This window comes from Peristeroidobacter agariperforans (genome assembly GCF_004138335.1).
GTDB lineage: Bacteria > Pseudomonadota > Gammaproteobacteria > Steroidobacterales > Steroidobacteraceae > Steroidobacter > Steroidobacter agariperforans.
Map to the genome: position 1 here is coordinate 135,422 of NZ_RYFW01000005.1, position 22,368 is coordinate 157,789.

Genomic DNA, 22,368 nt, shown 5'->3' on the forward strand with positions numbered 1-22,368 from the left:
GTCATTTGCCGAGCCCCATGCTCGGCAGTTCGATGCCCAGGCAGACGTTACGTTGCTTGCCGCCGCCGGTGACTCGGTTGAGACAAGCCTCGCCGCCGCCATCGGATGCGGCGCCCGCCGAGAACACGCCGAAGCCCTTGCCATCCGTGAGCGTGACATTGCCGCCGTTGCCATGTGAGCTGCGTGTCAGATAGGCGACGGCCTGCGAGCCCTGATAGATGGCGACGGTCCCGCCCGTGTCGTCCAGCACAAGGCTCGCCGCGGCCTTGTCGCCTTCGTAGACAGAGACGCTGCGATCTCGCGCACTCATGCTGGCGACCAACGATCCATCCTCATCCATGACCGCGACCAGGCCCGTGCCACCGCGCGCCTGGCCGACACCGGCAACGAACGTGGCGCCCTCCTTGTAAACGCGAACGCCGTAATTGCCTGCGTCGCCTGCGCCAATCGTGACCTGAGCACCTTCGCCGGAGGTGGAGGAAACTTTCTCGGCCACGCGCAAGATGACTTTGCCGGTGCGGCCGACGACTTCGAAGGGCGCTGTGATGCGAGTCGCGGCCTGACTGTTGCCGCGAGGGTCTGGCGCTTTTTCGAGCGCGGCGAGGCGCTTGGTCATCTCCTGCAACTGCTTCTGCATGTTCGCAATGCGCGCATCTTCCTCCTCCGGCGGTTCAGCGATCTCCGCTTCCCACTCCGCGAACAGCTTCTTCTGCTCACCGGCCTTGCAGCTCAGTTGCATCTGGATCAGCCGCATCGTGCCACCCGAGCCCACACAGACCGGAATCGGATCGCCACCGGCGTATGCACTCGCACCGACGAGGCACAGCAATGAGCCCAGGAAACCGCGGATCGTCATGGATCGACCTCCTATTGTTTGATCAACTCGACGCGCCGATTGCGCGCGCGTCCGGCGAGAGTTTCGTTCGTATCGCGAGGTTGTGAGGCACCGAAACCGTCGGTGGTCAGCCTCTCGGCGGCGATCCCGTGTGACTTCACGAGCGCCTGTTTGACGGCTGCGGCACGTCGGCGCGACAGATCCAGGTTGTAACGATCACCGCCGATGGAATCGGTGTGTCCATTGACGACGAGCTTCCAGTCCGAATGTTTGCGCAGGACGTTGGCAATCTCCGCCAGTCGCGGCGCGGACTCTTCTCGGATTCGATCGCTGTTGAACGAGAAGTGAATGTCATAGACGACCGCCTTGCCACTGGTCGCGAGCTGCTGTTCCAGTTGCGCTCCGGCCGCGGGCGCGGGCTCCGCTGCGGCAACCGGCACATCGCAGCGATAGGCGATCTTCACCACCTCGAGGGTTTCCCGATCGCTTGCGGTCTCTCGACCGCACAACGCGCGGCTGATCTCCGGGGCGGCTGCTTGCATCGTGCGGCAGAGCTCCTTCATGTGCGAATCCATGGGCGGCTCGGAATCGATGCCGACGCGAAACTTCAATGTGAGCGGGTTGGCGTCGTCATCGAGAAACAGGAACTCTGCCGGCTCAGCTGCGAATTCGCCGCGCGCGCGGATTGCAGGAAGAGAGGTCGTGACGCCGTTGATGACCACTGGGATGCGCTCGGCCTGGCCGATGCGGACGAGCTCGCCCGGGGACATGAAGTCGTAGAGATTGGGACTGTGATCGCGATTGGCTGGGAATTCGCCCGAGTAGGCATTGGAGATCGAGAATTCGCTTCGACCGGCCGTCTTCAGGGCACGAAGCACGGCCTGCGAGGTGCCGATCGCGGTCGTCTCGGCAATCTCGGTGGGCATGCCCGGCATGAAGCGCTGCTGATACAAGGCCGCCGATTTCAAGTCGGAGCGGCGCACCGACCGGTTCAATGTTTGCTTGCGCACCTGACCGAAGTCCGCTGCCAACAGATCCGTGACGAGCTGTTCGGAGGAGTAGCGAATCAGAACGTTCTTGTCATCGACCGACAGGACGGTCTTGATCGACTCATAGTCTCCATTGGCCTGGCTGATCGCTGTGACGATCTGCAAGCCGGGACAGAGCGGAACGCGCGATGTCGATGGGGTTGCATTGTCGGAATGGGCAGCGCCGATCACGGCGAGCGTGAGCAGCGGAACGAGGGGCAGGGCGCCCATGACAAGTCCTTTCAGTGGAGTGCCTTACTCCCGTAACGCAATCCCGCGGCAAATCCTGACATGAACGGATCCAGGTTTTGAATTTATTTCATACCGCGGCGGAAACGCAGCGGTCTCTGAGCGTCAACGCGGTGTTGACTAAATAAAACAACTTGTATTATTAATTCTACGTCCGCAGTCGATCGAGGCGTGGCCCGTCGGGACGCTTTCGATGTCACCAACAAACAATCCTGTGGCGCTCTGGCGCGCGGGCGTTTCAAAAATGGTCAGGGGGTCAATGATGAGTCACGGCCGATGGATCCGCCGAGTGCTGTTTGGCGCGAGCGCGTTGCCGCTCGGCCTGGTCGGTGTAGCGATGGCGCAAGCGCCCGTGGAAGAAGTCGTCGTCACCGGCACGCGCGCGAGCTTGTCCCGCGCGCTGGATCTGAAAAAGGAAGTGCTCGGCGTGGTCGATTCCATTGCCGCGGAGGACATCGGCAAGTTCCCTGATCAGAACGTGGCCGAATCGCTCCAGCGCATCGCCGGTGTGTCCATCGATCGAACCGCGGGCGAGGGCCGCTTCGTCACCGTGCGCGGTTTCGGTCCCGAGTTCAACAATGTCTTGTTCAATGGTCGGCTGCTCGCGACCGAGAACGACGGACGCGAGTTCAGCTTCGACATTCTGGCGCCCGAACTGATCAGCAGCGCGGAGGTGTACAAATCCTCCTCGGCTGCATTCCAGGAGGGCGGCATCGGCTCGACCATTCAGCTACGCACTGCCCGGCCGCTGGATTTTCAGGGTTTTCACGCCGCCGGCAGCGCGGCCGCCAAGTACGACGGCGGCTCGGAGGAGACGACTCCCACGATGTCCGGCCTCATCAGCATGACCAACGAGAGCAACACGTTCGGTGCGCTGGCGAGCGTGGTTTACGACGAGCGCAAGGCGCGGCTCGAGCGATTCCACACCGATGGCTGGCTGACGGGGCAGGACCTCGACTTCAACCGGGACGGCGCCGCAGACCTGACCGACGTGGCCATCACGCGCTCGTACAATCAAATCGTCGACGAGAGCACGCGCGAGCGCATGGGCGCGACACTGTCCTTCGACTGGCTCGCGACCGATGCCCTGAAGTTCGAGCTCGATGCCCTCTACACCACCTACGAGATCGACAATCGCAACCATGTGCTTGCGTACTTCAGCGACCCTGCGGACATCATTTCTGCGGAGGCCAACGGTAACGGCACGGTCACTCGCTACGTGCGAGGCGACACGGGCAGCCTGGCCACTGACTGGGTCGTCAGCGAACGGCCGCGCGATGCGTCGACCTATCAGCTGGCGTTGAATACCGAATACACGCTGACGGAGCGCACGACCGTCGCGTTCGATGTTTCCTATTCCAAAGCCGAGGACGATAACGGCGGCAAGGAGCGCTTCTATGTGCTCGGTACACGCAACACTGGCGTGAATCCAACGTTCGACCTGCGCCCCGGCAGCGCCACGCCGCTCTACACCAACGTGCTGTCGCCTACCGATCCTTCGAACCTGCGCGCGCACTATCTCGACCAGTCGGGCAACGACGTCGAAGATGAGATCGGACAATTCCAGGTCGATGTCGTCCACGAATTCGATGGTGTGATCAGGACGTTCAAGTTCGGCGCCCTGGCCTCCACCCGAGAGAAGACGACCACCGATTACAGAACGCCCGGCTCGCTGAACTGCTACTACTGCGGCTACTACGCCCCGGTGCCGGCCAGCGTCACGAGCTCCTATGACGCCGGCTCGTTCCTCGGCGGCTCCGGGTTGCCCAGCCAATGGCTCGATTTCGATGTCGATGCGCTGGTTGCGTATTACACATCACCGGCGGCGTACGGACTGAACGGCGACCCTGCCGCAAGAGCGGCGTTTGCGGCGAACCTCGCGGCCAATGGCGGGGACTTCAGGGCCGTGCTCAATCCGCAAGGCTCGGGTTCGGTCGAGGAAGAATCGCAGGCCGCCTATGTGCAGCTGGAACTCGGCGGCGACGTCGCGGACATGGCCTGGACGGGGCAAGTCGGGCTGCGCTGGGTCAAAACGGATCTGACCGCAAAGGGCACGGGACAGGAAATTGCGTCGATCACGCCGATCCCGGGCGATGCCACGGCCGTCTCGTTCACGTTGACCGATCCGATGCCGATCACCGAGAAGAACGACTACGACTACTTCCTGCCATCGCTCGCGTTGCGTTTGAACGTGACCGATCAATGGGCCTTGCGGATCGCCGGTTCGCGCACGCTCACACGCCCGACGCTCACCAACCTGCAGCCCACCGAGGGCTACAACCTGCGTCCGCCGGATTCTTTCTTCAGCTCCGGCGGCAACCCGGCTTTGCAGCCCTACCTCGCAAAGAATCTAGACCTCGGCATCGACTACTTTCTCAACGATGCGAGTTACTTCAGCGTGGCCGGCTTCTACAAATGGATCGACAACTTCGTCTCGCTGGCGACCAGGCCCACGACCATCCTCGGCTATGAGTTCCTGGATACGCGCCCGGTCAACGCCAATGACGCAAAGGTGTACGGCGTGGAGCTGTCCGCACAGTACACCTTCGACCGCTTGCCGGCGCCGTACGACGGGTTCGGTGTCTCGGCGAACTACACCGATGTGGACAGTTCGGTGACGTTCGATCCCACCTTGAGCACGCAGGTATTCAACGTCGAAGGCCTGTCCAACTCGGCCAACCTGGTGTTGTTCTACGAGAAGGGTCCGATCCAGGTGCGCGCCGCGTACAACTGGCGAGATGATTTTCTGCGACGGACCTTCAGCTTCGAGGGACAGCCGGAGAACATCGAGGCCTATGGGCAGTACGACGTGAGCGCGAGCTTTCAGGTGAACGAAGCGTGGTCAGTGTTCGCCGAGTGCGTGAACCTGACGGACGAGCGTACGCGCAGCTACTCTGCCTTCAAAGAGCGCTTGCTGCAGCTGGAAGATAGCGGGCGGCGAATCACGGCTGGCGTACGTGCCCGCTTCTGAGGCAACTCGGACAAGGACATCGGGATGCACATAAAGCTATATGCGGCGATCGCGGCGTGCGTGCTCGTGACGCAGCCCGCGACGGCGTCTGCGCAAACTGACTACAGCGTCAGCTCACCCGACGGCTCCATAGCGATCAAACTTCAAGTCGGCGCGGATGAGCCGCCTCGATATGAGGTCAGCAGGCAGCGCGAGACGGTGATCGCGCCCTCTCAGCTGCGTCTGCAACTGGTCGAGGACCGTGGCTTCCAACTGTTCGAGCCGGTGTCTTCCCAGCGGCGCTCGGTGGATGAGCAATATCGGACGGTCGTGGGAAAGACGTCGCAGGCTCGCAATCACTTCAATGAGATGACCGTGTCGCTGCGGGAGCGCGGCGGGTCTGCTCGCAGGCTGGATATCATCTTGCGAGCCTATGACGATGGCGTCGCGTTGCGTTACTTCGTTCCGAGTCAACCGGGGCTCGAGGAGGTGCAGCTGCGGGCCGAGTCGACCGAGTTCGCCTTCACCGGCGACTATGAGTGTCATGGATTGAATATCGGGCACATGTATTCGAGCCATGAAGGCGAGTTCGATCCGGTGCGGGCGAGCCGAATTCGCGAGCATCATCTGTTCGATGCGCCGTTGAGCTGCCGCATTCCGAGTGGTCGCACGCAGTTCGCGATCGCCGAGGCGGATCTGCGCAATTACGCCGGCATGTATCTGAGCGGTCGAGGCAACGGCGAGCCCGGTGTGGTGACACGCCTCGCGCGCCATCCGACCCCCGGCTCTGCCGTCGTGCGCGTGAAGTCGTCCGCTGCCGGCGTCGCATCGCCCTGGCGCGTGATCATGATGGCGGACACCCTTGGCAAGCTGATCGAGTCCACGCTCATTGCGAACTTGAATCCGCCGACGGCCTTACGCGATACCGCCTGGATCGTTCCCGGCAAGAGCGCCTGGGATTGGTGGTCCGGTCCGCACCTGCCTGCGCCGGCGAAGGCGGGCATGGATATGGCGACGCTGAAGAGATACATCGATTTCGCCGCAGCGGCGCGATTGGAATATATGTTGATCGATGAAGGCTGGTGTTTGAACTCCGGCGTTGGCGGCGTGGCCAGGGCGGATGCCGACATCACCCGATCGAAACCCGGCATCGACATGGCGGAGCTGGTGCGTTACGCCGCCCAACGTAACGTTGGATTGTGGTTGTGGGTGCAGTGGGCGCTGTTGGACCGGCAAATGGATGCAGCGCTTGCGCAGTATCGGACGTGGGGAATCAAGGGCATCAAGATCGATTTCATGGATCGCAACGATCAGCAGATGGTCGAGTACTACCACCGCGTGATGTCGAAAGCAGCAGAGCAGCGGCTGATGGTCAACATGCACGGCGCCTATCCACCGACGGGCCTGTATCGCACCTATCCAAATTACATGACCCAGGAAGGTGTCATGGGCGCGGAATACAACAAATGGAGCCGCCGGGTCACAGCGACTCACAATGTGACGCTGCCCTACACTCGGATGTTGCTCGGGCCGATGGACTACACGCCCGGCGGCTTCCGAAACGTCCGGCCGGAAGAGTTCCGCATCAACAACAGTCCGCCCTTCGTCCAAACCACGCGCGGCCAGGCATTGGCGATGTTTGTGGTGTACGACGGCCCGCTGCAGATGGTGGCGGACAGCCCCGATGCTTATGAAAACGCCGCCGGCTTCGATTTCGTACGCGACGTGCCGACGAGTTGGGATGAGACGCGCTTCGTGCAGGGAACGATCGCGGAATACGTCGTGCTTGCCCGCCGCAAAGGCAACACATGGTACATCGGCGCAATGACGAACGAAGCGGCCCGTGAGCTCACGGTGCCGCTGGATTTTCTCGCCTCGGGCAAATACCGCTCGCAGATCTGGGAGGACGGCGCTATGCCGCAGGAACTGCGGCAGTACAAAACGCAGCTCACTCGCGGCGACAAACTGACGCTCAAGCTCGCACCGGCCGGGGGTGCGGTTGCCGTCTTGGTAGGCGGCGGGTGACTTGGGACGAATGCGTCAGTGGCATCGCCTGGCAGCGCAATCGTTGCTACTGCTTCGACACCTCTTTTAGATAACCCACACACAGTGCGGTCAGGTGCAGCTTCAGGCGATCAAACGTGCTTTTGTTCCCGCCAGCTTCTATGGTTGCCCGCGTCGGTCCCACGATGGATGCGACCAGGACGCTGCTCACGACCTGAGGCTGCTCGAACTTCGCGTCACTGGCGGTTATCAACATGTCATGTATCGCCTGGGCGCATCGACTCGACTCCTCCTTGACGATGGCGTCGCCATCGATCGCGGCGGTCGGCAGGTAGAGCGCGCGCGAGATGTCGGGCCTGCGCGTCTTCGCATCGACGAAGACAGCCATGATCGTGGCGCACATTTCTTCGAAGGGCTTTCCGTGCACCGACTGGCAGGCGGCAACGGTCGCGTCGACAACCCCGCCGACATGGCGCCTCACGATTGCCGCCAGCAGGGCCCGCTTGTTCGGGAAGTATTGATACAGAGAGCCGACGGAAACGCCGGCCCGATCGGCAATCTGCAGGGTCGTGGTCCTGTCGAATCCGTTGGCGAGCAAAACCTGAATGGTGGCTTCGAAAATCGTATCGATGGTGTCGCGAGAGCGGCGCTGCTGCGGTCTTTTTCGGGGGTTCAGCGATGCGGCTTGGTTCCGTTTCATATGCGAATAGTCCGGCGCTGCAGGTTTGGACAAGATACCTCGCATGCGCACCTACGAATATCGGTTTCGCTTCGCTCTGATGCTCGCCGGCTTGCTGCTCGGGGGCCAGGCTCCGGCTTGCCAGCCCCCGGTCGGGTTCGTCAATCCGCCTCGTCCGGACATCGCACCGCTCGAGGAACTCGTGGCGCATACGGAGCAAATAGACATTGCTCGCAGCCTGGCGGCCGTCATGCAGGCGGGCAGACGACCGCTGAGCGAGGGCATTCGGCCGACGCGTGACCTGCCGGGCGTCAGCGGCACGCTCAATCTCACCAGCGGAGGGTTTGGCGCGGTAGGCGCGCGCAGACTCGTTTGTCTCACCGATGGCTCCATCGCCGTCGAAGAAGTGCTGCACCGTGAGGCGCACAGTGAGGGCCAACGATTCAGATATGTGGTCTGGAACTATACGAGTCCCAAGTTTCGCGACGTCCAGTATGCCGTCGGTGAGTTCGTCCACACCCAACCCGCGCCGGACCGGACCCGTGTCCACTGGACATATCGATTCGCGCTCAAGGAAGATCGCGACCCCGAGCTTTTCCGCAAGGACTTTCTCGATACTGCGTTTGCGGAATGGATGCGCAGCCTGTTGGAGAGGGGACGATCGAATGCCGAGGCGGCGCCCGCGGCCGACGTTGAATGACCGTGGGCGGCGGTGGGTAGCGGCGAGTGCATGTTCTTCTTGCCGATCCGTCGAGGGTGGAATGTCTGCCGCGCTCGAATCATGTTGCACGGTGAGCGTGTCGATAGCATGGATCGAGCATGGATTTGCTTGAAATAGGAGCAGCCAATTTTTGCTTCCGCAGCGGCAGAGCGCGATCCTGGAAACCTTCGATGAGCAGCCGGCAACCGTGTATGCACCATCGTGGCGTCGAAGCGCGACCTGAACCTGCAGACCTTCGGGCCGGGCCAGGCGCGAGCACGTGGACTAAGGGATGCGCGTGAGCTGGGTATACGTCAGTCGCCAATGGCCGTCATCCTTGGCCCAGACGTGCACCATGCGGAGCAGGCGGTCCTGTCGTCTGCCATCCTGCGTCCAGGTGAGATGCACACGTCCCGCTGTTAGTGCGGTGTCACCCCATAGCTTCAGGACAGGTTCTTCCATCATGAACGGATCGAGCCTGAATCCCGGGACGGTGAAATCGGCGAGATAGGATTGCTTGTCCTGCAGCGTCGAGTCGGAGTTCACCAGCAGGTAGTCCTCGGCGACCAGGTCCCCGAGCACCTCGATATCGTTGCGGACGGTCGCCTGCTCGTGCTCCTTTATCGCTTTGGCGAGATCGAGCGGCAGCTCGACGTTCCCTGGCGGCGCGGACTCCGCGGCGCGCGTGATGCCTGAAGCCAACGTTGGCGCCATGACGGCCATCGTAAGCAGGGCTCGTCGCGGTAAGTCGGCACCGTCATCAAGCCGGATTGGCATGAGTCACCTCGTTCGGATTGGCCTGGTAGGCTGCACCGAGTCGAGCGTGCCGTGGTTTAGGGTAGTTTCACAGATCCATTCTCCGTGCCCTCGGTGATACCACTTCAGAGCGATGGCGGAGTCGTCTGTGGATCTTCGATCACTTCTCACTCATTGGGTTCGCGGTCGGGCGTTGACCAGCGCGTCATCCAGCATCTTGATTAGTGTCGCGCGATCGAAGGTGTAGCCATGGCCTTCGTTCCACTCCACGAGTTGCTTCATCTGATAACGAATTATTCGCTCCGGCAGGCGGCGATTGATCCGGTCCTGGGCATTGCGTGGAATGGCTAGATAGCGGCGTTTCGGGTTGGGCTCGAACAGCGCCTGTGCAACCGCGACCGCGACCTCGTCGGCCTCCGGAAACATCATTGGATCCGGCATCGGCCCCCAGACCTTGAGCATGTTCGCTTTCTCATCTTCAGTGAGACGCTCGAGCATGTTCTTGTCGATTTCGGATCGGTAAGCGCCTGGCTCGACAGCGCTGACATGAACTCCGAGGGGACCGAATTGCAGAACCAGGGATTTCGTCAGTCCTTCGATCGCGTGCTTGCTCATGACATACGCGGCGATGTCGGGTCCGCCGCCATCGGTGATGCCGGAAGGTGAGCCGATGTTTACGATCCGCCCCTGCTCGGCGATGAGGAGGGGCGCGAACGCCTTGATCATCATCACCGGCCCATAGACGTTCACCTTCATCGTCAGGTCGAACTCTTCCATCCTCATCGTGGCAATCGTGCCAAAGGTCGCGACACCGGCATTGTTGACCAGCCCATGCAGGCCGCGGCCGGCTTTGGTTACTGCTTCCACTGCAGCTGCAATGTCTGCAGGTTGTGTCACGTCCAAGCGCAGGGCCTGCACGTTCTTGATCGCGCCGAGCGCCTTCAAGTCCTCCTCCTTGCGCGCGGTGGCGTACACGAAATGGCCCTCTGCTGCGAGGTGCTCGGTGATCTTGCGCCCGATGCCGCTGCTGGCGCCGGTTACGAGGACAGCCTTGGATGTTTGTTCGCTGGGCTGCGCCGGGGCGCATAGCATCGTAGCGAGCAATGCAAACATCGTGCTCAGAAATATTCGCATGGCGGCCTCGCGATTGGGATTGCCGGAGTAGGTCTGCAGTCTAGTGCCCACCTCCGCGCCGACCGAGGCCGCTTACTGCACCGGGCCGGCGATTCGCTGCAGCGGCGGCGTGCTCCTGTCGGCTACAAACATTAGCATTGACTTATGCATCAGTGGCCACTAATGTATGGTTCATGCCCAGCACCGCTTCCATCGACGCCATCATGCGCTCGCTCGCCGATCCGACTCGCCGGGCAGTCTTCGAGCGGATCATCCAATCCGGAGAGATCAACGTCGGAGATCTGGTGAGCGGCAGCGGGGTGACCCAGTCGGCGGTCTCGCAACACCTGCGTTCGTTGAAGCGAGCTGGCCTGATCGCCGATCGCTGGCAGGGTCGCAACGTCTTCTATCGCGCCAAGCCAAAGGGACTGGCGCCTCTCGTCGACTGGATGAGCCACTACGGCATTTTCTGGCGCGAGCGCGTCGCCAATCTCAGAACACTCTTGAAGGAGATCGATCCGTGAACACTGCCGCGATGACTTCAGCCACGCAGGAGATCGTGGTTGACGAGGTGCTCCCGCATGCGCCCGAGGTGATCTGGAAGACGCTGACGAGCGGTAATCTGATCGGTCGCTGGTTGATGGCGCCTTCCGGGTTCGAGCCGGTGAAGGGCAAGCGCTTTACATTCAAAACGACGGCGGCGGGTGAGTGGGATGGGACCATTCATTGCCAGGTCCTGGAAGTGGTGGAGAATGAGCGCATCGCTTACTCCTGGAAGGGTGGACACGAGGGCAATGTCGGCTATGGCTCGCTGCTCGACACAGTCGTCACGTGGAGTTTGTCCAAGGCAGGTCAAGGGACACGATTGCGCCTGGTTCACTCCGGCTTCATCACGCCAAGAAACGATTCGGCGTACGAGAAGATGAGTGGTGGGTGGAAGAAGGTTGTTCACACGGTCGGCGATATCGCTGGCGACGCGTGAACGCGAGACAGCGAATGAGCCAGGCTTACACGGGCGGTTGCGCGTGCGGCGCGATCCGCTATGAGATCTCAGTCGAGCCGATGTTCCAGGCCGAGTGCCAATGTCGGGACTGCCAGCGCATGAGCGGCACCGGTCACGGCTCGTATCTCACTTTCTGGCGTGATGGCGTGAAACACAGCGGCCAGGCAAAGTTGTGGGACATGGTCGGCGACAGGGGCAACAGCAAAACTCGGGCGTTCTGTCCAACCTGCGGATCGCCCGTGTACCTCACGTCCGCAGCCATGCCCGATCTCTTCACGGTGCACGCCGCGAGCCTCGACGACCCCAGCCGATATCGGCCGCAGGCGGTCATGTACACCGTGAGTGGACATGGATGGGATTGTTTGGATCCGGCGTTGACGAAGTTCGATCGGTTGCCGCCGATGTGAAGGCTCCGACTCCAATCTCAGTGAGGCGATGGGGCCTCGCTCGATTAGAGAAAGTGAAACTAATCGCGAGAATATTTCCAATTGTTCGCAGCACCGCCGACGCTGTACAAAAGGTTCCGTGCTGCCAGATCATCCCATCGAGACCTGCTGCTCGCATCGAGGCGAGCGGCTCCAGTTTGAGTTTGCTCAGCGAGCGATCCAGCTGCTGCCCAATGATTCGGCGGCTTCCTACGTACCCGATGCGCGCGGGTTGTTGATCGCGGGGGAGACCGAGATGGCGTTGGAGCGTCCCGTGCAGCGGCTCATGGACCTCTACGGCGAGATGGTGCGTATCGGCCCGCCCACAGTTCGCTATCGTCATGCTGATGGCCTCGAGCAGCCCATCATGGGCTTGCGCGTGCTGTGCCCGCCAACGAGCTTTGAGCGCATCAGGGAGGATCTCAGGCAGCGCCTTGCGGCGATCACGGATGCCGAAGTGAACCGCAGATTCGGCATCGTGCGTGCGAGCGCGCCGCTTGCCGTTCTGCTCGGCTATCCAGACCGATTCGCGGAGATGAGTGGTGGCAAAGGCCGGCTGGTGATGTGGCTGAGCCACTACGAACAACTCGACGATCCGCCGCCTGCGGGCATCGCCGCCTGATCGGCCGAGGTCATCGATAATTGCGATTGCAGAGGCGAATATTCTTCGCTTGTCTGCCGCCGTCGTGACCCTATCCTAGCTCAGGTCGCACTTCAGCTGGATGTTTCATGAACGTCGTCGTGCCCTCGTTGCCGTATCCGATGGATGGGCTCGAACCGCATATCTCCCGTCGCACACTGGCGGCTCACTATGGCAGTCACCACGTGGCCTGCGTGGAGCGCACACGCGCTCTGATCGATCGCACGCCGCTCGAGACCGCATCGATCGAAACGATCGTGCAGGCGAGCCATGAAATGGCCAAGCCGGTGCTCTTCAGTGCAGTCTCGGAAGCCTGGAATCATTCGTTCTACTGGTCGTGCATGGCTGCGGCCGGCGGCGGGGAGGCGAGCGGACCGATCGCGGAGTTGATCGCGGCAAGCTTTGGCAGCCAGTGCGCGTTTCGGGAGCAGTTCATCGGGACTGCCACGATGCATGTGGGCAGCGGTTGGATCTGGCTCGTGCTCGAAGGCGAGGGCTTGAGAATCGTCGCGACGCCCAATGTGAACACATGGCTCGTGGCTGCCAGTACGCCGCTCTTGGCCCTCGATGTCTGGGAGCACGCGTACTATCTCGATTACCGACACCGCCGTGCGGATTACGTCAATGCTTTCATCACGCATCTGGTGAACTGGACGTTTGCGAACCAGAACCTCGCGGCCGCACGCGAGCGCAGAGCAGGGCGGCGCACGCGTTGGAACACTGCCGCCTGTGCAGCCGCTTCAGATATTCCGATACGAGCCGCCGAAGCGCGCTAGGGGCGCGCTAGATCCGCCTCACGCGCGATTTGACGAATCGTCGCCAGCGCAAGCTCGAGAGCGGGGGATTCGATCTTGTTGGAAAAGCACAGATACGCCTGGATTCGAAACTCTGGCGTGTGCTCGACGCGATGTAGCGTACCCTGAGCTTCCGGCGCTTGGATCAAGCGCACGGGGAAGTACCCGGTGCCGCCGGCCGCAAGCATGTGTTGCAAGCCCAGCCAGCCGACGTTCGCTGCGAGGCGGGCGCCGGAGAAATTGGGGAAGGCGAGACTGTGATGGCCGAAGAACTCAGCGCCCCAGTCCACATAGATATAATCCGATTCGGGCACGCTCGCAGCATCGCGGCGTGTGGACACCATGACGAGCTGCTCCTCGAGCAGCAGTTCGACCTTCAATCCCGGACGCGCCTGCGGCGTGTACATCACGGCGGCGTCGATGCGGCCCTCGATCAAGCCCTGCATCAGATCCTCCTCGAATCCGACGATCGCCCGGACCGCCACGTCCGGTGCGGCGGTTGCGAAGCACGGCAGCCAGCGCAGCAGCAAATCTTCCCACAAGCCGATGCGTCCGCCGACGGTGACCGTTGCACGAAAGCCGCTCACCACGCCGATTTCCTGGCGGGCCTGTTCGACGATTCGGGTGAGCGCGGCGGCGTGGCGCTGGAATTGTTGGCCGGCGGGCGTGAGCGTCGTGCCGGATTTATTCCGTGTGAAGAGCTCGGCGCCCAGCAGCTCTTCCAGGCGCTGAATGCGCGCGCTCACGGTGGATTGCGTGATGTGCAGTTTCTGGGCGGCGTCGACGAAACTGCCCGTTGCAACGACGACCAGGAAAGTACGGGCAAGCTCGGTATCCATCGCGAGCAAATGTCGCTGGATGCCGCGGGCTTGTCAATCGACGCCTGATTCGTCGCACCGAACGTCCTGCGTTCAGTCGAACGACATCGCGGCCAGTAGAAAAACAAACAGCAGCGCCGCGGCCGCTGTAATCATCCACAGCGGATCGACGCGCTGCGCATTCCTGGGTGAGAGAGGTCGATCCTCCGCGGCGGGTGGAGATGACTGCACGTTGGAGCGTGCAGGGGTTGCGGGCCGCGCGGAGGATCGGGGGATCGATTCGTCGAGCTCGGAAGGATGGCGTTGCACCTGTGCATTCATGTCGGTTCTCCAGCCGCTCCTCGAGCATCAGCCGAGGGACCGAGTCGAGAAGCGCTGTCTCACACGCTAGAGCGCGCGTCGCTCATGCACAAGCGATGAATTTTCGTGGCTGCCATCGAAATGTTCGATACAACTCGCGGGGGCTTTATTTCCCCTGCAATGTCTCCGCGTCCGGCACGAAGAAACGGCCCTGCAGCTGCAACAGCTCGTGTCGGTGCAGATCGGCGAGGCGAGCGAGCTTCTGCTCGCCTTTCGCCGTCAGATAGATGTGAACCAGGCGGCGGTCGTCATCACTGACTTTACGTCTTACGAGTCCCGCGGCTTCGGATCGGGTCACCAGCGCCACGACGCCGTGATGCTTTGCCTGCAGGCGCTCGGCCAGCTCGGTCACCGAGGCATGCTCCCGGCCGGGAAAGCCTTTGACGTGCAATAGCAGTTGATACTGCAGCGGAGTAATCCCGTGGCGACGGGTCATCTCCTCGCTGTGCCGCAGGTACAGGCGCAGTTGATAGCGAAAGGTCGCCAGCGCCTCGTACTGGCGCTTGCCGATGGGGCTGCCGCTATTGGTTGCCAATGCCGTGCTCTCGTTAAGCCAAAAATCAACGGTAAAGGTAGCAGCGTCCGTCGCCGCGCTCCAGCGCCGGTTGGCGGCTCATGCTCAATCCGAATGGCCTCAAAACCAATCGATAGAAATGTATCACGTTGTGAGGGGTTATGCTGTCGGCGCACTTGACGTGGGCAACAGCCCGTAATGGGAGGACATCGATGGCTCTGCAGATTGGCGACATCGCGCCGGACTTCGAGGCTCACACGACCGTGGGTCGCATCCGCTTCCACGAGTGGGTCGGATCGCACTGGAGCGTGCTGTTTTCGCACCCGAAGGATTTCACACCGGTGTGCACGACCGAGCTCGGTTATACCGAGCGGCTGCGTCCGCAGTTCGAAAAGCGCGGCGTCCGGGTGATCGGCCTGTCGGTCGACTCGATCGGCGATCACGAGCGCTGGGCGGATGACATCCAGGCGACGCAGGGCGCTCGCCCGATGTTCCCCATCATCGGCGATGCCGACCGCACGGTCGCGAATCTGTATGGCATGTTGCATCCGAAGGCGGACACCACCTTTACGGTACGCTCGGTGTTCATCATCGATCCGGCGAAGAAGGTGCGCGCCATGATCACGTATCCGGCCAGCACCGGCCGCAACTTCGATGAGATCTTGCGCGTCATCGATTCGCTGCAGCTGACCGACAAACACAAGGTGGCGACGCCGGTGAACTGGCGGCCGGGCGAGCAGGTCATCATCGCGCCTTCGCTCTCGAACGAGGAGGCTCGCAAGCTGTTTCCCGAGGGGTGGGAGGAGCAGCGGCCGTATCTGCGCGTGACGAAGCAGCCTGCGTGAGATCCCGCCGTCAATCATGACCGACTCTGCGATCGCACGGCCGGCGGCCGATGCATTTCCATTCGAGCCGTCGCTGGCCGACGAAGTCCGTCGGCTCGTCGGCCGACTCGATTCGGGTCAGCGCGCGTGGCTGAGCGGCTATCTGCTCGGATCGATCGGGATGGGCGGCGGCGTTGCGACCGCCGCCGCCTCGAACGTCGTACCGACCGCGACGATTCTGTTCGGCTCGCAGAGCGGCAACTGCGAGGCGCTCGCGAAACGTCTCGATGAAGCGCTGGCGGGTGCCGGCGTGAGCCGGGTCGTGCTCGACATGCTCGATTGTCGCAAGGCCGATCTCGAGCAGGCGCGACACCTGCTCGTGATCGTGAGCACGCATGGCGAGGGCGATCCGCCCGACCGCGCCCGTCCCATTTACGATCTGCTCCATGGTCGCAAGGCGCCGAAACTCGCGCATCTGAAGTACTCGGTGCTCGCGCTCGGTGATTCCAGCTACGAGCGCTTCTGTGAGGTCGGCCGTCGCTTCGATGCGCAGCTCGAAAGTCTGGGCGCGCAGCGGCTGCATGAGCGCATCGAGTGCGATGTGGATTTTCAGGCGAGCGCGAATCGCTGGATCGAGGCGGTCGTCTCGTCCTTGACCAAGGCTCAGGGCGAGAGCGCGCAGCCCGCCATCCAGGTGCGCCCGAGCGCAACCATCGCGACGGCTTACACGAGGAAGAATCCCTGGCAGGCGCCGGTCCTTGCAAACATCCGTCTCACGGCAAGAGACTCGAGCAAGGACGTTCGTCACATCGAGCTGTCGCTCGAGGGCTCGGGCATTCATTATGAGCCAGGCGACGCGCTCGGTGTCGTGCCTCGCAATCGGGCGGCGCACGTCGATGCGGTCCTCGAGCGCCTGCCGTTCGATCCCGAATCGGCGATCGAGATCGGTGGGGCCAGTATGTCCTTGCGGGCAGCGCTGACCGATCAGCTCGATATCGGGCCGCTGAATCGTCGTGTGCTCGAGCGCTATGCGGAGCTGACCGCACATCGAGCCTTGTCGAATTTTTTGCAGACATCCACGCCGCAGCAACTGGACACGGCGCTGCGTGGCTATGACTTTCAGGAGCTGGTGGCCGAGTATCCACCGCGGGGCATCGGGCCTGAGCAGCTGGTGAAAATTCTGCGGCCGCTTGCGCCACGCCTGTACTCGATCGCATCCAGCCCGCACGCAACGCCTGAGGAAGTCCATCTCACCGTGCGTATCGTGACTTACGAATCGCGAGGCCGCGTGCACGGCGGCGTGGTGTCGACGGCACTCGCCAGCGCCACGGATGCGCAAGCTCGCATCGCTGTCTATCCGCATCGCAATCCGGCGTTTCGTTTGCCCGCGGATCCCCACGCGTCGATCGTAATGATCGGTCCGGGCACCGGCGTCGCACCGTTTCGCTCGTTCATCGCCGAGCGCGAAGCGCTCGGTGCCCGTGGCAGGAGCTGGCTGCTGTTTGGCGATCGGACCTTGCGCCACGATTTTCTGTACCAGACCGAATGGCTGGACTGGCGCAGGCGGGGCGCCTTGCATCGTCTCGACGTGGCTTTCTCGCGCGATGGCAACGAGAAGCTGTACGTCCAGCATCGGATACGAGAGCACGGTGCGAGCTTCTATGAATGGTTGCGAGAGGGCGCGTACGTGTACGTCTGCGGCGATGCTCAGCAGATGGCGCCCGACGTGGACACGGCGATCCGTGAGGTCGTGGCCCGCCATGGTGGACTCGGCGAGGAGCAGGTCGAGGAGTTCATGTTGAATCTGCAGCGCGAGCGTCGCTATCAACGGGACGTCTACTGATGAACGCCAGCCGCAAGAACGATCTGTCGACGCCCGTCGAGCAATTGCACTCGAATGAGCAGCTCAAGCTGCGCAGCCGTTATCTGCGAGGCACGCTCGAGCAAAGCCTCGCGGACCCGGTCAGTGCGAGCATCGCGGCTGACGACGCGTTGCTCACCAAGTTCTTTGGCGTCTATCAGCAGGACGACCGGGACCTGCGGGAAGAGCGTCGGGTATCGCGCCTCGAGCCGCTCTATCAGTTCATGGTCCGCGTGCGCCTGCCCGGTGGCGTCTGCACGGCCGAACAATGGCTGGCATTGGATGCGCAGGCACGCGCCACTGCCAACGGCGAGCTGCGCTTGACCACGCGTCAGACGTTCCAATTTCACGGCGTGCTCAAGCACAACCTCTCGCGGCACCTTCAAGGGCTCGTGGCCGCGGGGCTCGACACAATCGCCGCTTGCGGCGATGACAATCGCAATGTCATCTGCACCTCCAATCCGCTGCTTTCGCAGGCGCACGCGCAGGCGACCCTGACTGCGAGGACATTGAGCGAACGTTTGATGCCGCGTACTGGCGCCTATCGGGAGGTGCTATTACAGGAGCGTGCGCAACCGTCGCCGCCGGAGAACGAGGAGCCGCTCTACGGGCCAACCTATCTGCCGCGCAAGTTCAAGATCGCGATCGCGGTCCCACCGTGCAACGACGTAGATATCTATGCACACGATCTCGGATTCGTCGCCATCGTCGAGCGCGGCGCCATCGCCGGCTACAACGTACTGGTCGGCGGCGGCATGGGCATGACGCACAAAGTGCCCGCAACCTTTCCGAGGCTCAGCTCGATCGCTGGGTTCTGCGACGCGGCCGACATCGGCGCGGTCGGCGAGCACACGATGTGCATTCAGCGGGACTTCGGCGATCGGCTCGATCGCGCGCACGCTCGCTTCAAGTACACGATTGAAGACCGAGGCATCGAATGGTTCAAGCAGGAGCTGGCGCGCCGTCTCGGCAAGCCGCTTCAGCGGGCGCGCGACTTCCAGTTCGAGAGCAATGGCGATCAGTATGGCTGGCGCCAGGGCGAGGATGGTCGGTGGCACGGTACGCTGTTCATTCGCAACGGACGCATTGCGGACTCGCCCGAAGCGCCGCTCATGAGCACGCTGCGAGAGATCGCTCGGCAGGTGCCGGTGACGTTCGCCTTGACGACCAATCAGAACGTGACGCTCGCCGGGGTTGCGCAAGCCGATCGTGCGAGGATCGACGAGTTGCTCCGCGCGGGCGGATTGCAGGCGATTGCAAATTCCAAAGCGTTGGAGCGCCATGCCATGGCCTGCGTGGCCCTGCCGACGTGCGGGCTTGCGATGGCGGAAAGCGAGCGCTATCTGCCCTCGTTGCTGAGCAAGCTCGATATTCTCATGAGTGAAGTCGGGCTCGCGGGCACGCCCATCACCATTCGCATGAGCGGCTGCCCCAACGGGTGTTCGCGACCGTTCCTCGCCGAGATCGGCCTGGTCGGCAAGGCGCCTGGAAAATACAACCTCTATCTCGGCGGCACGGTGCGAGGCGAGCGATTGAATGCGCTCCATCGGGAGAACATCGGAGAGCTGCAGATCCTGGATACGCTGCGGCCCTTGCTCGCCGCATACGCACGCGAACGATCCGCGGGCGAGTGCTTCGGCGATTTTCTCGTGCGCACGGGCGTCGTGCCGATGATGCTCGACGGGCGGCGATTTCAACTTGCCCAGTCGCCCGCGCTCTAGTCGAACCGTCCGCGCAGACCCACCATCACGACTCGGCCGGACTCGAAATAGCTGTACGGCGCATTCGAGAACTGCTGATACGAGCGCCGCGGCTCCTCGCTGATATTGACGACATCGAGCGTGAGCTGCGGCACGAGTTCTGGCCAGCCGAACATTTCGGTGAAGTCGAAGCTGGAAGAGAAGTCATACTGCGTGTAGTCGTCGCCGAACAGCTCGGCGCCTACCACGCCCGACTGATTGCTGTTCGGGCCGCTGCCTTGCGAGCCCTGGCTGTGGGTGACCGAGACGCGCGCGCTGATGCCATGTTTGTCGTAGTAGAGCGTCGCGTTATAGCTCTCGGGCGGAACACCGATGGCAATCGCGGGCGCAGCGCCTTCGCCCTTCTGATCGATGATGGTGTAGTTCGCCGCGAAACCGAGGCCGTCGAGCCCGCTCAACAGGACACCGAGCGGCTGCACCCAGTTGAATTCCAGACCGTTGATCGTCAATCGACCGCTGGCATTGACGGTCTGGCGCAGTTCGACGATGGCGTCGTTGCCGCCACGCCCCTCGACCGCGTCGCGCTGTTGTTGGGCGAGCGTGTCGAGCGTCACGCCGTATTGCGCGAGCTCCGAGAATGGAATGAACTGCGACTGGCGCTGCGTGAAGCCGTCGATGCCTTTGCGAAAGGCGGCCGCGCCAATGTAGCCTTCGTCGCCGGTGTAGTACTCGAAGCCCAGATCGAGGTTGTCCGAGACGTACGGCTTCAGCTCCGGATTGCCCAAGTCGACCTGAGACACATCGGCGTTACGGATCGACAGACCCAGCAACATGTCGGTGGGATTCGCGCGCGTCATCGTCTTCGACAGGCCCGCACGCACGATGGCCTTCTCCGTCAGATTGAACGACACGTTCGCCGAGGGCAGCCAGTTCTCATAGGTCGACTCGCGCGGCACGATATTGACGACATCGCCGAGCCGTTGACCGTCGGGCGTCGTCGGTGTGTTGGCAGGATTGGGGAAGGTGAGGCGAGAGGTCACCAACTGATCGGTCTCGACGTAGCGCACGCCGACGTTGTATCGCAGGCGCTGCTCGCCGATATCCATATCGCCATTGACCTGAGTGAACACCGCGGTGACGTCCTCCTCGATCGAGCCCCAATTAGCCGTCGACGGAGTGGACCCGGCTTCCGGCGCCGCTGCGCGAGTCGCGTCATAGTTCGACGCACGACGGAAGGCGTCCCAGTTCACGGTCGCGATTCCGTATCGGGAGGCGCGCAGAAATCCTGGGACCGCCGCATTCGGGATCAGCGAACCGCCGTACGGTCCGGCATAGCCTGGATAGATCGTCTGCCCGGGCGTGGCGAGGATGGGCGCGATCTCGCCTTCGGTCTCGCCGCGGCAACCGGGCTGGCCATTGGGATTGACCTGGAAGTTGCCCGGATTGCCGCCGCAGACCTGCGCCTGCCATTGCGCATCGGCCGCGAATGGACGGATATCGCGTGACACCTCGTCGTAAGCGGCGCCACCGCTGATATTGAACTGGCTGTCGCCCCAGGTCAGCGCGAATCGAGCGCCCGTCGTTTCGGTCTCGCGTTTCTCGTCTTGCAGGTTGACGCGACCCACGTCCGTGCCGCCGCGATCGGTGATCAGCCACTGCCAGCTGTTTGGATCGTTCAGATCCACGCTCGAAGCGATGGTCGGCGTATCGCCACCGCCGTTGTCGAAATTGACGGTGGTGGTGTCGGAGATGAACAGCGCGGTCGAGGCCTGGCGAGAAAACTTGCTCTTGGTGTAATTGGCCTGCACGTCGAGATTCCATTGCTCTGCAATCTGCCAGGTCATGCCGGGATTCGTGCCCCAGAACTCGGACTCCTCGATATAGGGCCGAAACTCCAGCAGGAATTGTGAGTTCGGAAACACGCCCGCGGTGGCGACACAGCCGTTGTCGCAGTTGTCACGATCGACCTGCAACTGCGTCGGGATCGGCCGGCCGCCCTGGCTGCCCGCGCGAATTCCCCACGCCGTCGCCTGTCGATGGAAATCGCTGTCCTGCTTGCCGTACATCGAATCGAGGAAGAACTGCATGTTCTGGCTGGGGCGGAATTCCAGGCTCACGACCGCGTTGTAACGATCGCGGTCGCCTTCTTCGAACATCGTCCGGCCCAGTCGCGGGATCACGGCGTTGTCGATTTGCCGGATGGTGCGGCCTGGATTGTTCGCCAGCAGGAATGCTTGATCGACCGGCGTGCCGGGTGCGAGGCCGGCGCCGATCGTGCTCGCATTGGTCGGAACGGTAGGCACAGTGGCAGGGCCATTGCCTTGCGTCGTGTTGCAGGGAGAGGTGCCGCACTGTTCTGGTGTCAGGGCGAGGTTCGCCCAGCCCACCGATTCGAACCCCGTGGTTGCGACCTTGTTGCGAACCGCGGTCACGCCAGCCAGCACGCCAAAGCGGTCCCAGGTGTTGCTCGCGATCAACGCGGCACGACCGCCAAGATCGTTGCCGTTGCTGTTGTCGGTGCCTTGCAGGGAATAAGTGAGATGCGGACCTTCGGTATCGAAGGGCCGCGCCATGCGCATATTGATCGTGCCCGCCGCGCCGCCTTCGACCATGCTCGCAGTCGGCGTTTTGAACACCTCGAGCTTGGAAAACAATTCCGGTGGAAACATGTCGAGCGGCACTTCGCGGTTCGCACCCGAGCCTTCTTGCGGAGCGGTCGCCACCGCGACCGGCGAGTTGTTCAACAACACGCGCGTGAAATTGGTGTTCAGGCCGCGAATGGCGACGGTGGTGCCTTCGCCGCTGATTTCCCGGCTGATCTGGATGCCCGGAATGCGTTGGAAAGATTCGGCGATATTGGTGTCCGGAAACTTGCCGATGTCTTCGGCAAAGATGGCGTCGACGAAGCCGACCGAGTCGCGCTTGGCCTCGGTGGAGTCCTGCAAACTTTGCCGGAAGCCGGTGACCACCACTTCCTCGAGTTCCTGAGACTGAGACTGCGCCGGTGGTTGTGCCTGTTGCGCCGGGGCGGTCGAGACGCCGGCGGCGAGCAGCGTGGCGGCGAGGGTGCCGGTCGAGCGAGGGCGAGCGATGAACTGCTTCATACAAATTCCCC

At 62.3% G+C, this 22,368-nt stretch carries 20 protein-coding genes; 11 read left to right on the forward strand and 9 right to left on the reverse strand.

Annotation, left to right across the window (positions count from 1 at the left end; translation table 11 throughout):
* Position 1 precedes the first annotated feature (1 nt).
* Positions 2–856, reverse strand: a complete 855-nt coding sequence (locus tag EK373_RS28395) for a hypothetical protein (protein WP_129648218.1) — start codon at positions 854–856, stop codon at positions 2–4.
* A gap of 11 nt (positions 857–867) precedes the next feature.
* A complete protein-coding gene (locus EK373_RS28400) occupies positions 868–2,094 on the reverse strand; it encodes an OmpA family protein (RefSeq protein ID WP_129648220.1) in 1,227 nt (408 codons plus the stop codon).
* 280 nt (positions 2,095–2,374) lie between these two features.
* Between EK373_RS28400 and EK373_RS28405 the strand changes: the two genes are divergently transcribed.
* Together EK373_RS28405 and EK373_RS28410 are read left to right on the forward strand one after the other, a co-directional pair.
* Positions 2,375–5,083, forward strand: coding sequence for a TonB-dependent receptor (locus tag EK373_RS28405; protein ID WP_157994581.1), 2,709 nt, complete (start codon positions 2,375–2,377; stop codon positions 5,081–5,083).
* Positions 5,084–5,107: 24 nt separating this feature from the next.
* Complete coding sequence (locus EK373_RS28410; protein ID WP_129648224.1) at positions 5,108–7,087, forward strand: glycoside hydrolase family 97 protein; 1,980 nt, start codon at positions 5,108–5,110, stop codon at positions 7,085–7,087.
* Positions 7,088–7,133: 46 nt separating this feature from the next.
* Here the strand turns inward: EK373_RS28410 and EK373_RS28415 are convergent, their stop codons facing one another.
* A complete protein-coding gene (locus EK373_RS28415; protein WP_232831342.1) occupies positions 7,134–7,799 on the reverse strand; it encodes a TetR/AcrR family transcriptional regulator in 666 nt (221 codons plus the stop codon).
* Positions 7,800–7,809: 10 nt separating this feature from the next.
* Between EK373_RS28415 and EK373_RS28420 the strand changes: the two genes are divergently transcribed.
* On the forward strand, positions 7,810–8,445 hold the full coding sequence (locus EK373_RS28420) for an SRPBCC family protein (protein WP_129648228.1): 636 nt from the start codon (positions 7,810–7,812) through the stop codon (positions 8,443–8,445).
* Between the two features lie 285 nt (positions 8,446–8,730).
* On the opposite strand, the gene EK373_RS28425 is transcribed toward EK373_RS28420, so the two are convergent.
* Entirely contained in the window at positions 8,731–9,159 is a 429-nt protein-coding gene (locus EK373_RS28425; protein ID WP_157994582.1) for a nuclear transport factor 2 family protein, read from the reverse strand.
* A gap of 213 nt (positions 9,160–9,372) precedes the next feature.
* The gene (locus EK373_RS28430; RefSeq protein ID WP_129648232.1) at positions 9,373–10,386 is read right to left on the reverse strand and encodes an SDR family NAD(P)-dependent oxidoreductase; all 1,014 of its coding nucleotides are present in this window, start codon (positions 10,384–10,386) and stop codon (positions 9,373–9,375) included.
* 122 nt (positions 10,387–10,508) lie between these two features.
* On the opposite strand from EK373_RS28430, the gene EK373_RS28435 reads away from it, so the two are divergent.
* The 5 genes from EK373_RS28435 to EK373_RS28455 all read left to right on the forward strand — a co-directional run bounded on the left by EK373_RS28435 (position 10,509) and on the right by EK373_RS28455 (position 13,158).
* Entirely contained in the window at positions 10,509–10,838 is a 330-nt protein-coding gene (locus EK373_RS28435; RefSeq protein ID WP_129648234.1) for an ArsR/SmtB family transcription factor, read from the forward strand.
* Positions 10,835–11,296 carry an SRPBCC family protein gene (locus tag EK373_RS28440; protein WP_129648236.1) on the forward strand — a complete coding sequence of 154 codons (462 nt, stop codon included), beginning with the start codon at positions 10,835–10,837 and terminating at the stop codon, positions 11,294–11,296. Before EK373_RS28435 ends, EK373_RS28440 begins: the two co-directional genes overlap by 4 nt.
* 14 nt (positions 11,297–11,310) lie before the next feature.
* Positions 11,311–11,724, forward strand: a complete 414-nt coding sequence (locus tag EK373_RS28445) for a GFA family protein (protein ID WP_129648238.1) — start codon at positions 11,311–11,313, stop codon at positions 11,722–11,724.
* A 118-nt stretch (positions 11,725–11,842) separates the two neighbouring features.
* Positions 11,843–12,364 carry a hypothetical protein gene (locus tag EK373_RS28450; RefSeq protein WP_157994583.1) on the forward strand — a complete coding sequence of 174 codons (522 nt, stop codon included), beginning with the start codon at positions 11,843–11,845 and terminating at the stop codon, positions 12,362–12,364.
* 107 nt (positions 12,365–12,471) lie between these two features.
* Entirely contained in the window at positions 12,472–13,158 is a 687-nt protein-coding gene (locus EK373_RS28455; protein ID WP_129648242.1) for a superoxide dismutase, read from the forward strand.
* Here EK373_RS28455 and EK373_RS28460 read toward each other — a convergent pair.
* The 3 genes from EK373_RS28460 to EK373_RS28470 form a co-directional block, all read right to left on the reverse strand.
* The gene (locus EK373_RS28460; protein ID WP_129648244.1) at positions 13,155–14,015 is read right to left on the reverse strand and encodes a LysR family transcriptional regulator; all 861 of its coding nucleotides are present in this window, start codon (positions 14,013–14,015) and stop codon (positions 13,155–13,157) included. The genes EK373_RS28455 and EK373_RS28460 overlap by 4 nt on opposite strands.
* A gap of 72 nt (positions 14,016–14,087) precedes the next feature.
* Positions 14,088–14,315, reverse strand: a complete 228-nt coding sequence (locus EK373_RS28465; protein ID WP_129648246.1) for a hypothetical protein — start codon at positions 14,313–14,315, stop codon at positions 14,088–14,090.
* Positions 14,316–14,460: 145 nt separating this feature from the next.
* Positions 14,461–14,889 carry a MarR family winged helix-turn-helix transcriptional regulator gene (locus EK373_RS28470; protein ID WP_198683715.1) on the reverse strand — a complete coding sequence of 143 codons (429 nt, stop codon included), beginning with the start codon at positions 14,887–14,889 and terminating at the stop codon, positions 14,461–14,463.
* A 191-nt stretch (positions 14,890–15,080) separates the two neighbouring features.
* Between EK373_RS28470 and EK373_RS28475 the strand changes: the two genes are divergently transcribed.
* Genes EK373_RS28475 through EK373_RS28485 form a run of 3 tightly spaced genes read left to right on the forward strand, consistent with a single transcriptional unit; the run spans position 15,081 to position 19,274 of the window.
* Complete coding sequence (locus EK373_RS28475) at positions 15,081–15,713, forward strand: peroxiredoxin (protein ID WP_129648248.1); 633 nt, start codon at positions 15,081–15,083, stop codon at positions 15,711–15,713.
* Positions 15,714–15,729: 16 nt separating this feature from the next.
* Positions 15,730–17,535 (forward strand): assimilatory sulfite reductase (NADPH) flavoprotein subunit, encoded by a 1,806-nt coding sequence (locus EK373_RS28480; RefSeq protein ID WP_129648250.1) that lies wholly within the window; start codon positions 15,730–15,732, stop codon positions 17,533–17,535.
* Positions 17,535–19,274, forward strand: coding sequence for an NADPH-dependent assimilatory sulfite reductase hemoprotein subunit (locus EK373_RS28485; protein WP_129648252.1), 1,740 nt, complete (start codon positions 17,535–17,537; stop codon positions 19,272–19,274). The genes EK373_RS28480 and EK373_RS28485 overlap by 1 nt, the downstream gene beginning before the upstream one ends.
* Here EK373_RS28485 and EK373_RS28490 read toward each other — a convergent pair.
* Complete coding sequence (locus EK373_RS28490) at positions 19,271–22,357, reverse strand: TonB-dependent receptor (protein ID WP_129648254.1); 3,087 nt, start codon at positions 22,355–22,357, stop codon at positions 19,271–19,273. The two genes, EK373_RS28485 and EK373_RS28490, sit on opposite strands and share 4 nt — an antisense overlap.
* Positions 22,358–22,368 lie beyond the last annotated feature (11 nt).